This window comes from Microbacterium meiriae, assembly GCF_025143875.1.
Classification (GTDB): Bacteria; Actinomycetota; Actinomycetes; order Actinomycetales; family Microbacteriaceae; genus Microbacterium; species Microbacterium meiriae.
The window spans coordinates 1-13,841 of sequence record NZ_JAMBDU010000007.1 but is presented as its reverse complement, the minus strand read 5'-3'; the positions used below and the strand labels follow the sequence as shown (position 1 = coordinate 13,841).

Annotated in this window: 12 protein-coding genes; 9 read left to right on the top strand and 3 right to left on the bottom strand. The window is 72.2% G+C overall.

Annotated features, from left to right (window positions below):
* The first annotated feature begins 50 nt into the window (after positions 1-50).
* Genes M4D53_RS06245 through M4D53_RS06215 form a run of 7 tightly spaced genes read left to right on the top strand, consistent with a single transcriptional unit; the run spans position 51 to position 9,208 of the window.
* The gene (locus tag M4D53_RS06245) at positions 51-1,415 is read left to right on the top strand and encodes a hypothetical protein (RefSeq protein WP_187663170.1); all 1,365 of its coding nucleotides are present in this window, start codon (positions 51-53) and stop codon (positions 1,413-1,415) included.
* A gap of 50 nt (positions 1,416-1,465) precedes the next feature.
* A complete protein-coding gene (locus tag M4D53_RS06240; RefSeq protein ID WP_259952737.1) occupies positions 1,466-2,650 on the top strand; it encodes an FHA domain-containing protein in 1,185 nt (394 codons plus the stop codon).
* Positions 2,647-6,624, top strand: a complete 3,978-nt coding sequence (eccCa, locus tag M4D53_RS06235) for a type VII secretion protein EccCa (protein ID WP_259952736.1) — start codon at positions 2,647-2,649, stop codon at positions 6,622-6,624. Before M4D53_RS06240 ends, eccCa begins: the two co-directional genes overlap by 4 nt.
* Positions 6,625-6,643: 19 nt before the next feature.
* The gene (locus M4D53_RS06230; protein WP_187663173.1) at positions 6,644-6,946 is read left to right on the top strand and encodes an SAV_915 family protein; all 303 of its coding nucleotides are present in this window, start codon (positions 6,644-6,646) and stop codon (positions 6,944-6,946) included.
* Positions 6,943-7,239: a hypothetical protein gene (locus M4D53_RS06225; RefSeq protein WP_259952734.1), complete on the top strand. Its 297-nt coding sequence runs from the start codon at positions 6,943-6,945 to the stop codon at positions 7,237-7,239. The genes M4D53_RS06230 and M4D53_RS06225 overlap by 4 nt, the downstream gene beginning before the upstream one ends.
* Complete coding sequence (locus M4D53_RS06220; RefSeq protein WP_187663174.1) at positions 7,239-8,450, top strand: hypothetical protein; 1,212 nt, start codon at positions 7,239-7,241, stop codon at positions 8,448-8,450. Before M4D53_RS06225 ends, M4D53_RS06220 begins: the two co-directional genes overlap by 1 nt.
* Positions 8,447-9,208 carry a hypothetical protein gene (locus M4D53_RS06215; protein WP_259952731.1) on the top strand — a complete coding sequence of 254 codons (762 nt, stop codon included), beginning with the start codon at positions 8,447-8,449 and terminating at the stop codon, positions 9,206-9,208. Before M4D53_RS06220 ends, M4D53_RS06215 begins: the two co-directional genes overlap by 4 nt.
* A 9-nt stretch (positions 9,209-9,217) precedes the next feature.
* On the opposite strand, the gene M4D53_RS06210 is transcribed toward M4D53_RS06215, so the two are convergent.
* Both M4D53_RS06210 and M4D53_RS06205 read right to left on the bottom strand, forming a co-directional pair.
* Positions 9,218-9,694 (bottom strand): recombinase family protein, encoded by a 477-nt coding sequence (locus M4D53_RS06210; RefSeq protein WP_101847531.1) that lies wholly within the window; start codon positions 9,692-9,694, stop codon positions 9,218-9,220.
* 53 nt (positions 9,695-9,747) lie between these two features.
* Positions 9,748-10,737 (bottom strand): malate dehydrogenase, encoded by a 990-nt coding sequence (locus M4D53_RS06205; RefSeq protein WP_187663176.1) that lies wholly within the window; start codon positions 10,735-10,737, stop codon positions 9,748-9,750.
* Between the two features lie 51 nt (positions 10,738-10,788).
* On the opposite strand from M4D53_RS06205, the gene ypfJ reads away from it, so the two are divergent.
* Entirely contained in the window at positions 10,789-11,670 is an 882-nt protein-coding gene (ypfJ, locus tag M4D53_RS06200; protein WP_259952726.1) for a KPN_02809 family neutral zinc metallopeptidase, read from the top strand.
* A 70-nt stretch (positions 11,671-11,740) separates the two neighbouring features.
* Positions 11,741-12,712, top strand: a complete 972-nt coding sequence (gene pip, locus M4D53_RS06195) for a prolyl aminopeptidase (RefSeq protein ID WP_259952725.1) — start codon at positions 11,741-11,743, stop codon at positions 12,710-12,712.
* Positions 12,713-12,721: 9 nt separating this feature from the next.
* Here pip and M4D53_RS06190 read toward each other — a convergent pair whose 3' ends face one another.
* Complete coding sequence (locus tag M4D53_RS06190; RefSeq protein ID WP_259952932.1) at positions 12,722-13,612, bottom strand: aldehyde dehydrogenase family protein; 891 nt, start codon at positions 13,610-13,612, stop codon at positions 12,722-12,724.
* Between the last annotated feature and the right edge of the window lie 229 nt (positions 13,613-13,841).

Here is a 13,841-nt window from a genome sequence, read left to right as displayed (position 1 = left end):
TGCGGCGGCGCCGCGCGGCGAGAGCCTCGCGCAGTGGATAGGGTGCAGGTGTGTCAGTCGAGATCGTAGAGCGGCGTCGGATCGTCCTCCAGAGCGAAGATCGTCGCATCGACCTCTCCCTGCCGCTCGACGAGACGCTGGAGGACGCCCTCACCCTGAGCGGGATCCCCGACGCGGACCGGTTCGTCACGATCGGCCCCGGGGGATACGAGATCCCCGGCGACACCGAGTGCGAAGACCTCGTCGACGGTGGCCTCTATGCGTTGATCGACCGCACGGCTCTGGCTCCGCAGGCGCGCCCGGCGGAGAAGGCGACGGGCCAGACGCGCGCCGACCACGGCGCACGGTGGTGGCTGCTGGCCGTGAGCGGGATGCTGCTCGTCGCGGTCTTCGCCCAGGGCGCCGTCGATCCGCTGATCCGGCTTCTCGTCGCCCTCCTCGTCGCGGCCGGTGCGATCGGTGGCGCTGTCGCGTGGGCGCGACGAGACTCCGCGGCGGGAGTGCGCGGCATCCTCGGGGTGCTCGCGCCGGTGCTGCTGTCGTTCGCGGCCGGCGTTCTCCTCATCCCGGCCGGGCTGGAGGACGCGTCGCACCTGTCGACCGCCACCGGGTTCCTCGCGGCGGGTGTCACCACCGCGATCATCGCCGTCACGGCTAGGGCTCGCCCGATGCGCGCCGCGGCCGGGACGGCGACGGTGCTGCTCGTGGGCCTCGCCGCCGTCTGGGGCCTGGCACTGCTCCTGCGGTGGGGGGAGGCGGAGGCCGCCGCCGTCTCGCTCGGCCTCGTTCCGCTGGGCCTGCGTGCCCTCCCGAGCAGCCTCGTCAACCTGCCCGAAGGCTACTTCATCGACTACAAGCACTTCATGACCAGCCGGTGGACCGTGCGCGGAGCCATCCCCGAGTCGGTCGGGCTGCTGCGTCCGGAGCGCATCACCGCCGTGGTCGACGATTCCTCCGCGCGCCTCATCGCGGGCACCGCCGTGCTGAGCATCGTGGCCGCAGCGATGGCTCCGGTCGCGTTCCTGCGGCCCTGGCCCGATGACGCGTTCGTGGTATCCGGCGGGATCGCTCTCCTCTGCTGCCTCGCGCTCGCCCTGCTGCTCACGCCGCGGCACACCACCTCGCGCCTCCTCCGGTGGTTCCCCCGTGCCGCGGCCGCCGTGGTCTGCCTCGTCGCCGGCATCCAGGTCGCGGCGGCCCTCGGGAGCGGCTTCCACCTGCTCGGAGCGGCCCTGCTGTTCCTCGTCGGGTTGGCGGCGGTGGCCGTCGTCATCCCGGTGTCCAAGGGCGCGAAGTCGCTGGTGTGGTCGCGGGTCGGAGACGCGTTCGAGTGGCTCGCCGTCGCGCTCGCCCTACCGTCAGCCCTGCTCTACGCGAATGCGCTCTCCCTGGTTCGTGGAATGATGGCCGGATGAGCGGGAACGGCCCATCACAGTCCTGGCCGAGCGGGGGTCCGATCCCGCCGATGGCGCCCGGCGGAGACCGTCCAGGGGAGATCCCCGCGCTGCCGCCCGCCCTGATCGCGGCGCCGCCGGGCGTCGACGGCACGCCGCTCCGCCAGACGCCCGCGCCGCCCACGCCGATCGCCTCGTCGCGACGCACCGTCCCTCGGCCGGCCGAGGGACTCGGCCCCGCCTTCCGTGGAGCGCCCGCGGGCACCATCCAGCGGATCGCGGCCTTCACGCTCGACGCGGCCGCCGTGTTCCTCGCGTCCGCCGTCGTCCTCGTGCTGACCCAGAGCGTGCTGCTCGCGGGCCTCACCGTCTTCGAGCTCGCCCTGTTCCTCTGGGTGCTGGAGGCGCGGACCGGCCTCACCCTCGGCAACGCCGTGCTGCGCCTGCGCAGCGCCCGCGCCGACCGGCCGTGGTCCCCGGGGATCGGGCGCCAGTTCGTCCGCGGCATCATCACCGGTGCCGGCTTCCTCGTGGCTGTCGGCAGCTGGGTGGTCGTCGCCTCCAGCGCGTGGGATCGCGGCGGCAGACGGCAGTCCTGGGCCGACCGCGTCGCCGGCACCGTCGTGGTCGCCGTGCCCCCCAAGGCCGTCGAGGCTCCGCCGGCTCCCGCCGCGGTGGAGGCCGCTCCGCTCGCTCCGCCGCAGGTCGTGCCGCTGGTGGCGTCGCCGTCTGTCGTGGACGAGGACTCCCAGCCCACCGACGCCCGCGCGGCCTCCCGCCGCACCGAGACCCCGGAACCGGCGGCACCCGGATCGGATCGGCCGCTCTTCACCGTCGCCCCGGCGCCCGGGTCGCAGGCGGGTGCCGAGGCCCCGGCCCCTGCCCCCGAGACCGGGGCGCTGCTGCTCATCTTCGACACGGGTCAGCGGGTGCAGCTCGCCCTCCCCGTGGCCGCGAACCTCGGGCGCGGCCCCGTCGCCAGCGCCCACGACGACCGCCTCATCGTCGTCACCGACCCCGACGCGTCGGTCTCGAAGACCCATCTGCGCATCGAGCACTCCCGCGGCCGCACCTGGGTCACCGACTTCGGTTCCACGAACGGCTCCGACGTCCGCAGCGACGACGGCCAGACGACCGAGCTGGTCGCGGGCGAGCGCGTGCTCCTCGACGACGCCGACCGTGTCCGCATGGGCAACCGCAGCTTCACCATCAGCCTTCTGCTGGGCACCGACAGCAGCGCCGGAGAGAGAGCATGACAGGACCCCGTCTCGCCCCGCCCCGTGTCCCCTCCGGGAGGCTCCCGGTCCAGGCCCCGCCGGAGCTGCAGCCGAACGACGGCGGCATCGGGATCCTCGGGTCGCTGCTGCCCATGCTCGGCAGCGTCGGCGCGATCGTCATGGTCACCATGTCGAACCAGTCCGTCACGGGTCTGCTCACCGGCGGCATGTTCCTGCTGTCCTCGCTCGGCTTCGTCGCCGTCAACGGCTGGCGGCAGCGCTCCCAGCGGCAGGCGGCCACGCTCGGTGCCCGCCGCGAGTATCTGGCGTACCTGACCGAGTTGCGGCAGACCGTCCGCGTCGCCGCCCGACAGCAGCGCCGCTCCGCGAACTGGCACCTGCCCGCCCCGTCGACCCTGCCGTACCTCGCGGAGGAGCGCACCCGCGTCTGGGAGCGCGGCGTCAACGACCCCGACTTCCTGTCGGTCCGCGTGGGCGTCACCGATCAGCCGCTGTGCGTCACGCTCGAAGCCCCGGAGCTCCCGCCACTGGCGCAGCTCGACCCCGTCGCCGCCTCGGCCGCGCACCGCTTCATGCTGACGCACGAGGTCCAGAAGAACCTCCCGCTCGGCGTCACCCTCCGCGACTACGCCCGCATCGAGATCACCGGCGACGAGGACGAGACCCGCGCGCTGGCGAGAGCCATGCTGCTGCATGCGGCCACCATGCACGACCCCGACGTGCTGCAGATCGTCATCGCCGCGGATACCGGCGTGCTCCCGCAGTGGGAGTGGGCGAAGTGGCTGCCGCACACGCACTCACGCACCGTGCGGGACGGCCTCGGCGCCGCCCGCATGATCGGCTCGCAGCTGTCCGAGCTCGAGGACATGCTGCCGCCCGAGGTGCGTGAGCGCTCGCGCTTCGCCCGCGACGGCTCCGGACCGAAGACGCCGCACATCGTCATCGTCACGGACGGCGCCACGACATCGTTCAACGACGCCCTCGTCACCGGCGACGGCGTGCAGGGCGTGACCGTGATCGACCTCCCCGCCCGCTGGGGCGACCTCGACGACCCCAACGCCCTGCGCATCGCTTTCGAGACCGGCGGTGCCAGCACACGCGCCGAGCTCGTCAGCCTGCAGGTGCCCGCACGGCCGTTCGAGGCCGATGCGATCACCATCGTCGAGGCGGAGGCGACCGCCCGTCGGCTCATCGCCCTGTACTCGGGCGGCACCGCGATCGCCAGCAAGAAGAGCGCGACCGGCCAGGCCGAGCTCGTCGAGCTCCTCGGCCTGCCCGACGTGCGCGACCTCGACCTCGACGCCGCGTGGGCACCGCGCCTGGAGCGCGACCGCCTCCGCGTGCCGATCGGCCAGACCGAGGACGGCAGCCCGCTCATCCTCGACATCAAGGAATCGGCGCAGCAGGGTATGGGCCCGCACGGCCTCATCATCGGCGCCACCGGCTCCGGGAAGTCGGAGGTGCTCCGCACGCTGGTGCTGGCCCTCGCGATGACCCATTCGCCGGAGCAGCTCAACTTCGTGCTCGTCGACTTCAAGGGTGGTGCGACGTTCGCCGGTATGGCCGACATGCCGCACGTCTCGGCGATCATCACGAACCTCGGTGAGGAGATCTCCCTCGTCGACCGCATGCAGGACGCGCTCCAGGGCGAGATGGTGCGCCGACAGGAGCTGCTGCGGGCCACCGGCCCGTTCGCCAACGTGGCCGACTACGAGAAGGCGCGTCGCGGCGGACGCACCGATCTGGCGCCGCTGCCTGCCCTGCTCATCGTCGCCGACGAGTTCTCCGAGCTCCTGTCGGCGAAGCCGGAGTTCGTCGACACGTTCGTCAACATCGGCCGCCTCGGCCGCTCGCTGCAGGTCCACCTGCTGCTGTCCTCCCAGCGGCTCGAGGAGGGAAAGCTGCGCGGCCTCGACACGCACCTCTCGTACCGCATCGGTCTTCGGACGTTCTCGGCGGCCGAGTCCCGCACGGTCCTCGGCGTGCCGGACGCCTATCACCTGCCCACCCAGCCGGGCGCCGGCATCCTGAAGTCCGACACCGAGACGATGACGCAGTTCCGTGCCGCGTACGTGTCTGGCCCCCCGCCGCGTCGTCGCCGGCGGGCGTCGTCCGGCGGCTCCGGTCAGAGCACCGGCTCGACGGCGGTCGAGCTGTTCACCGCCGCGCCGGTGTGGCGGGCGGAGGCACCCGTCGACGAGCCGGAGGTCATGGTCGACGCCGAACCGGAGGAGAAGCGCAACACCTTCGAGATCGCGGTCGAGTCCATGAAGGGACGCGGCCCCGCGGCCCACCAGGTGTGGCTGCCGCCGCTGGTGACGCCGGCCACCCTCGACCAGCTCTTCGGCGACCTCGTCGAGGACCCGTCGCTCGGGCTCGTCTCCCCGCGCTGGCGGGGTGCGGGGGCGCTCACGGTCCCGCTCGGCATCGTCGACGTGCCGCTGGAGCAGCGCCGCGAGAACCTTGCGGTCTCCCTCGGCGGCGCGGCCGGCCACATGGCGATCGTCGGCGCGCCGCTGAGCGGCAAGAGCACGCTCGCGAGGACGACGGTGGCGGCCCTGGCTCTCACCCACACGCCCCAGGAGGTGCAGTTCTTCGTCATCGACTTCGGCGGCGGCAGCTTCACCGGCCTGCAGGACTTCACGCACATCAGCGGCGTCGCGACCCGCTCCGAGCCGGACGTGGTCCGCCGTACGGTCGCCGAGGTCACCAGCCTGCTGAACGCCCGCGAGGTGTACTTCCGGCAGCACGGCATCGACTCGATCGACGCGTACCGTCAGCGCCGTGCGCAGGGTCTCACCGACGACGGCTATGGCGACATCTTCCTCATCGTCGACGGCTGGGGCACGCTGCGCGCCGAGTTCGAGATGCTGGAGCCGCAGATCCAGGCGATCGCCGCGCGGGGTCTCACCTACGGCGTCCACGTCGTGATCACGGCGGCGCGTTGGATGGAGATCCGGGCGAACATCAAGGACCTCATCGGCACCCGCATCGAGCTGCGCCTGGGCGACCCGACCGACTCCGAGGTCAACCGCAAGGCGGCGGAGAACGTCACGGCCATCCCCGGCCGCGGCCTCAACGACCGCGGCCTGCAGATGCTCACGGCGCTGCCCCGCGTCGACGGGGTGGACGACGCGTCGAGCCTCGCCGACGGGATCGACGACCTCGTGGCACGGGTCGCGGCGGCGTGGCACGGACCGGCGGGGCCCAAGCTGCGGCTGCTGCCCTCGCGCATCAGCCATGCCGATCTGCGCGCCGTGGCGGCCGCGCAGTCGCCGGACGGCACGGAGCCCCGCGAACTCCTGCTGGGCATCGATGAGGCGAACCTCGCCCCGTTCTCGATCGATCCGGTCGCCGAGCCGCTGCTGTACCTGTACGGCGACGCGGACTCCGGCAAGTCGTCGATGCTCCGCGGCGTCGTGCACGAGATCACGCGCCTGTACGGGCCGACCGAGGCGAAGATCTTCGTCGTCGACTACCGTCGTGCCCTCCTGGGCGAGATCCCGCAGGAGTACCTCGGCGCCTACCTCACGTCGCACGAGATGACGGAGGGCGGGATGAACGAGCTCGCCCAGTTCTTCCGCAGCCGCATCCCGGGACCCGACGTCACGCCCGACCAGCTCCGCAGCCGGTCGTGGTGGAAGGGCGCGGAAGGGTTCGTCCTCATCGACGACTACGATCTCGTGGCGACCTCGCAGGGCAACCCGGTCGCGGTCCTCGCACCGCTGCTCGCGCAGGCGGCCGATCTCGGCCTTCACGTGATCCTCACCCGCCGCACCGGCGGAGCGAGCCGCGCCGCGTACGATCCCATCATCCAGCGCATGACCGACCTGGGTGCGACCGGCATCCTGCTCTCCGGCAGCCCCGAGGAGGGCCAGCTCATCGGCAAGGTGAAGGCGGTTCCCGCGATTCCCGGCCGTGCGCAGATCGTCAGCCGCGATCGGGGCCTCGTCTCCGCGCAGCTGCTGTGGGTGCCGCCGAGCTACGAGTGACAACCGAGGAGAGACCGAGATGACCTTCGAACCGACGCCGGCCGCAGCGCCGATGGTCCCACCCGTGCTGTACCTGCCCCTGAGCGTGACGTCGACGCCGGAGGAGCAGCTCGTCGAGATCCGGGAGCTGAAGGACGGGCGGCGTGCGCTGCTCGCCTACACCGCCCTGGACCGGCTGCTGGAGCTCGCCGGCGAGCGGCAGCCCTGGGTCCTGGTGCGCACCGAGGACCTCGGTCAGATCAAGGAGGCGCAGCCCTACGACGTCGTCATCTTTGACCTCGACGTGCCCGCGTCCTACCGCCGGAACGGAGCCATCGCATGAGCCGCATCGCGATGGACCCGGAGGTGATGGCCGTCCATGCGGACATGCACGAGGAGGCGGTCGAGCTCATCGAGACGAAGCTCTCCGGCATTCCGACGGCCGTCGACGGCGGACTCGCCTCCGACACGGTCGCCGCCATCATGCAGCGGGTGGGGGAGGGCGTCGACGCCCTGTACCGGATCAACGGCACCCTGGGAGAGATCGTCCGCGCCATCGCCGACGACGCGGAGACGAACGAACAGGACGTGATCGACCAGCTCGACCCGGTCGCGACCATCGTCGAGGACCTCTGATGACGATCGACACGACCACATACGGCGACGCCGACCAGGTGCAGGCGGCCGCGGACTGGCTCGACCCCGACCTGAAGGACGCCGCGGACGTCTCCTCCAACGTCACGACCTTCATCCCGACCGGCGTGCGCGGGCACTGGTTCGGCGAGTCGGCGGACGACTACGTCACGATCCTCTCGCGCACGACGGACGCCGCGAAGGAGATCAAGGACCTCGCTCGTGACGCCGCCGAGAAGCTCCGGTCGTACGCCGGGCAGCTGCGGCGCATGAAGGAGGACTTCGCGACGCACCGCGACAATGCGCGGGCGGCGGGGCTTCCGGTGAACGGCATGATCATCGGCCGGCCGGTGTCCCTGATCCCGGTGTGCCCCACGTCGAGGGACGACCCCTACTGGGACGAGTGGCAGGAGCACCTCGACCGCATCGAGCTGTACAACGAGATCGCGGCCGACGTCGGCTCCTGGTGGGGCGAGCTCGAGGTCTGGATCAGCGAGAACCTCGACGGCTTCCTCGGGACCATGCCGAGCCAGTCCACGGCGGACAGGATCCTGTCCGGTCTGCGAGAGGCGAGCGGCGAGGTCCCGAAGATCTACCTCGAGGGCCAGGGCCTGGCGTGGGCGGAGACGGCGGCCGAGCTCACCTCCCACGCGGAGGATCTGCGTCTCGGAGCATCGGACTTCGTTCGCGAGCTGCGCTCCGGCAATCCCGCCGTCAAGGCCGCTGCCGAGGCCGCCAACCCCACCGGCATGCGGTGGGCTGCGGACGAGGCCGAGGATCTGGCCCGCGGACTCTCTCGCGCGAGTCGGGCGGTGCCGTTCATCGGCTGGGGCGTCGACGCCTGGAATCTGGGCTCGGCGATGTCGTCGGGCGACGACCCCTCGTCCACCGCGGTGGAGATCATCGGCGGCGCGGCGGGTGGCGCGGCTGCGGCTGCCGGTGTCGCCGCGCTCGCGGCGGCCGGTGTCGTCACGCTCCCGGTCTGGGGCACGGCGGTGGTCGTCGGCGGGGCCGCGGTGGCGGTCGGCGCCGGTGCGGTGTGGGCTTACGAGAACTGGGTCCCGCAAGACGTCCGGGAGTCGATCGACGCCGGCATGGCGGATGCGTGGGACGCCACGACGGACTTCGCGGAGGACGCCTGGGAGAACACGACCGACTTCGTGGGCGACGCCGGGCACAACATCGGCAAGGCGTGGAAGGGACTGTTCGGGTGACAGGTCAGCAGCAGTCGACCTCTCCGGAGACGATCTGGGTACCCGGTCATCCGGGGTGGGACGGGCAGCAGCGCGCGACCACGGCGCTCACGGTGTTCGGCGTCGTGTTCGCCATCGTGGTCCTGCTGTTCAGCCTGATCCTGTTCGCCGATCCGGCTCCGGCGATGAAGGCACTGGGGATCGGTGTGCTCGCGGCCGTCGCCGTCGGCGTTTGGCTGATGGTGGCCCACGCCCGCGTCTCACGGGTCCGAGTCGTCCGGCCGGTCGTCGACGGTCCGGCGATCGCGTTCGGCGGGGCCGCGGGGATCGTCTGGCCGCTGCGCGCCCTCGCGCCGGTGGGGGCCCTGCTCCTCGCGGCGTGGGCATGGAGCATCTTCACGGTGCCCGCGGACCGACTGCCGCTCCTCACCCTGCTCCTCCTCCCGGTGGTCGCGCTGATCATGACGATCGCCGGCATCCGGTCATGGTTCCGGGCTCCCTCCGCCCATCGCCTGACGCTGCGCCCCGACGGGCTGCAGCTCCGGATCCCGCGCAACAACGTGGCCGTGGCATGGGAGGAGGTCGTCAGCGCCGGCGTGGAAGGCAACCGCGTAGTACTGCGGACGTCGACCGCTCAGCAGTCCTCGTGGGCGGCGGCCGATCTCGCCAGCGACCCGGTGCTCCTGGCCGAACTCGTCACCTTCTACGCGAACCGTCCCGACGTCCGTGCCGAGATCGGCGCGGGCACGCTCGCCCGTCTGCGGTCCGGGGACTTCTAGCGGCGCCTCTCAGCGGGCGCCGGCGGCGTCGGCGAGATGACGCGCCTCGTGGCCGAGGACCTTCACGATGATCCCGTGTCGCCGGAGCTCGGCGACCGTGCGGGCGCCCTCCTCGGCGTCGAGCCCCAGGGCCCGGATGTTCGCCACCACGACCACGTCTCCGGTCCGGAGCGTCGAGATGAGCCGCGCGAGGCGGTCGTTCCAGCTCTCCAGGATGTCCGGCGCCGGGTGACGGAAGCCCTCGATGGGCACGCCGAAACGGGTGAGGTCGGCGCGCTGCTCGACGACCGACGGCATGCCCTCACGAGCGACGACGAGGCCGACCAGGCGGGAGCCCGCGGGACGCGCGGTCCAGAAGTTGCGGTTCTGCTGCAGCTCCGTGAAGCACTTCGGGCACTTTGCTGCGTCGTGCGGGAGGTGGAGCGGGCTCGTCAGCGCATCGTCGAGAGACGGCGTCGTGCCCGCCGGGTCCATCGTGTCGCTCATCCCGCACCTCCGCCCTCTATTCTGCCCTGCCGGGGCGTCCCGCGGCGACCGGATCAGAGCAGTCCGAGGGCACGGACCGCCTCCCGCTCCTCCACGAGCTCCGCGACCGAGGCGTCGATGCGCGTGCGGGCCCAGTCGTCGATCTCCAGGCCCTCCACGATGCGCCACTCGCCGTCGACGGACTGCACGGGGAACGAGGAGACGAGCCCCTCCGGAACGCCGTACTCTCCGCGCGAGACGACGGCGGCGGAGGTCCAGTCCTCGGTCCCGCGGACCCAGTCGCGCACATGGTCGATCGTCGCGCTCGCGGCGGAGGCGACGGAGGACGACCCGCGGACCTCGATGATCTCCGCGCCGCGCTTGGCGACCCGGGGGATGAACGTCCGGTCCAGCCACGCCGGGACGTCGCCGACGATCCGCTCCAGGGCGTCCTGCACGGGCTTCCCGCCGACGGTCGCGTGCGACACGTCGGGGAACTGCGTGGCCGAGTGGTTGCCCCAGATCGGTACCCGCCGCACCGTGTGCACGGGGGCGCCGAGCGTCTGCGCGAGCTGGGCCCGTGCCCGGTTCTCGTCCAGCCGCGTGAGTGCGGTGAATCGGTCGGCGGGCACGCCGTCGGCCGCCGCCGAGGCGATCAGGGCGTTCGTGTTCGCGGGGTTGCCCACCACGGTCACGCGGACCCCGGGATCGGCGTTCGCGGCGATGGCGGCGCCCTGGGGCCCGAAGATGCCGCCGTTCGCGGCCAGCAGGTCGCCGCGTTCCATGCCCGGACCGCGGGGGCGCGCGCCCACGAGCAGCGCGAGGTCGCAGCCGTCGAAGCCGACCGCTGCGTCGTCGGTCACCTCCACGTGCTCGAGCAGGTCGAAAGCGCCGTCCTGGAGCTCCAGCGCCGCGCCCTCCGCAGCGCCGAGTCCCTGCGGGATCTCCAGCAGCCGCAGCCGCACCTTCTCGTCCGGACCGAGCATGTCGCCGGCGGCGATGCGGAAGAGGAGCGCGTAGCCGATCTGTCCGCCCGCGCCGGTGATGGTGATCGTGGTGGCCATGCCACGAGCCTACGTCCGTCAGGGTGTCGGCGCGCGGAGTACCCTCGACGCATGACGTTCAATCCCGACGCCGACCTCTCCCGCAACACCACGCGCCGCCGCGGACGCACGGCGGCGATCGCGGGCGGCACCGGCATCGGCGTGCTCGGTCTCCTCGCCCTCATCGCCGGCCCCCTGCTGGGCATCGACCTCAGCGGACTGGTCGGTGGCGCGCCCGGGGGCGGCAGCGAGCCCGCCGGCGGTTCGGCCATCGAGAACTGCGACACCGGTGCCGACGCGAACGCGAACGCCGAGTGCCGGCTCGCAGGCGCTCAGCTCGCACTGGACGCGTTCTGGGGGGACAACGTCGAGGGCTACCGGGCTCCGCAGAACATCGTCGTCGACGGCGCGACATCCACGCAGTGCGGAACGGCCTCCAATGCCGTGGGGCCTTTCTACTGCCCGCCGGAGGAGACCGTCTACATCGATCCCACCTTCTTCCAGCTCATGCAGGAGCAGTTCGGGGCCTCGGCCGGAAACCTCGCGCAGCTCTACATCATCGGGCACGAGTGGGGGCACCACATCCAGAACATCACCGGGACGATGGACCAGTACCCGAACAACGGCACCGGTCCCGGCAGCAACGGCGTGCGCATGGAGCTGCAGGCCGACTGCTACGCCGGCGGCTGGCTCGGCCGCATGACCGAGCACACCGACGCCGACGGCGATCCCTACCTGGAGAAGCCGACGGAGACGCAGATCGAGGACGCCCTGAACGCGGCGGCCGCGGTCGGAGACGACCACATCCAGGAGCAGGCCGGCATGGTCAATCCGGAGAGCTGGACGCACGGCTCCAGCGCGCAGCGTCAGCGCTGGTTCGCGGAGGGATACCAGAACGGGCTCGACGCGTGCGGGCAGGTGTTCACCCTTCCCGCCGATCAGCTCGACCCGTAGGCCCGGTGATCCCGCCGTTGTCAGATAACGTGGACTCGGCAGGACCGCACGACCGGTTGGGGGACCGAACATGACGAACACCGAAGGGCTCTATCCGCCCATCGAGCCGTACGAGACCGGGGTGCTGCTCGTCGGCGACGGGCACCGCGTGGCCTGGGAGATCAGCGGCAACCCCGAGGGCAAGCCCGTGGTCTTCCTCCACGGAGGTCCGGGCAGCGGGACGTCGCCGTGGCAGCGGCAGTTCTTCGACCCCGAGGCCTACCGGATCGTCCTCCTCGATCAGCGCGGATGCGGTCGGAGCACGCCGTCCGCCGCGGAGCCCGATGCCGATCTCCGGCACATCACCACCGCGCACCTCATCGCCGACCTCGAGCTCCTGCGCAAGAACCTCGGCATCGAGAGCTGGCAGGTGTTCGGCGGGTCCTGGGGGAGCGCCCTCGCGCTGGCTTACGCTCAGGCCCACCCGGATGTCGTCTCCGAGCTGATCCTGCGCGGCATCTTCACCCTGCGTCGCGCCGAGCTCGAATGGTTCTACGAGGGCGGGGCGGCGGCGCTGTTCCTCGACCTGTGGGAGGACTTCATCGCGCCGATCCCGGTCCTGGAGCGCTCGCGGATGATCGAGGCGTATCACCGGCGGCTGTTCGATCCGGACTCGGCGGTCCACGAACCGGCGGCCCTCGCGTGGGCGGCCTGGGAGGCGGCGACCGTCACCCTGCGCCCCGACCCGGAGCAGATCGCGGCGATGGCCGATCCCCGCCGGGCCGTCGCCTTCGCGCGCATCGAGAACCACTTCTTCGTGCACCGCGGCTGGTGGGCCGAGGGACAGCTGCTCGCCGGGATCGACGCCATCCGGCACATCCCGACCGTGATCGTGCAGGGCCGCCACGACGTGGTCACGCCGATGATGACGGCGTGGGACCTGCACCGGGCTTGGCCGGAAGCCGACTTCCAGGTGGTCGACGACGCGGGCCATTCCGCCGCCGAACCCGGCATCCGCGCGGCTCTCCGCGCCGCGACCGATCGGTTCCGGCCCGAGGCCTGACGCGTCCCCTCAGGCGCGGAGCGCGCGCATCAGGGTCTTCACGAGGCCGACGGCGCCGCCGTCCGCGCGATGGCGGGTGAGACCCTCGCTCACGGCCGCGCCGGTGCGGGAGGAGACGAACCACGGCGGCTTCGGGAGGATGGTCAGGCGTCCGCCGCCGTTGGCCACGGGCAGCGAGCGCGGGAACGGTCGGAAGGGGCCGCGCAGCACGGAGCGCTCCACCCGATCCAGCAGCAGGGCATTGTGGACGACGCCGATGCCGCTGCCGACGTCGTCGATCGTGCCGCCGGGGAAAGCGCCCCAGGTGAGGGTCGGGGTGATGAACCCGAAGGCGGTCCACCCGTTGATCGCGATCGAGCCGTAGTGCAGGGCGGTGAGCGCCCGCTCGAACCCGCTGCCGAGCGCCTTCTCGGTGGCCGGGTCGATGAGCAGGTTCGCGCCGAGCGTGCCCTGCAGCTTCTCGTTCGCGTGCGCGACCGCGGCGTCGAGGAACTCCTGGCCGGTGCCCGGCAGGCTCACCACGCCGAGGACCGGGGCGAAGTACTCCGTGCTCTCCAGGGCGGCGGGGTCCTCATCGCCGTCGATCTCGACGAGGAGCCGGTCCCCGAGCACGAGCGCGTCCGGGTAGTCGTCCGTGGCGGCCTGCATGCGGGAGGGGGCGCCGGGGTACCAGATGGGGCGCTCCGGAGCGGTGGCGTAGGCGTGGCGCAGCGCGGCGCGGAAGTCGTCGGCCTGGTCCCAGTCGGCGGAGAGGATGACGACCTGCCCCGCGATGCAGTTGTGGCCGCTGTTCTGCAGCCGCATGGTCGCGATGTGCTCGGCCTGATACGCGAGGTCGGCGGCCGTCCACTTCCCGGGCACGACGATGATGGGGGAGACCCCGCCGAGCTCGGCGGTGATGGGCTTCTTCAGCAGCGGGCGGTTCTCGCGGCGGGGGGGGGGGGGGGGCGCCCCCCCCCCCCCCCCCCGCGGCCCCCCCCGGGGGGGGGGGGGGGGGTGCGCCGCGGCCCGGGGGTGGGCGGGCGCGGGGGCCGCGGGGGGGGGGGGGCGGGCGCTGGGGGGGGGCGCCCCCCCCCCGTCTGCTGTGCTTTTCGGTGAGCCACCGGACGGTACAGCAGGCGTGACGGGA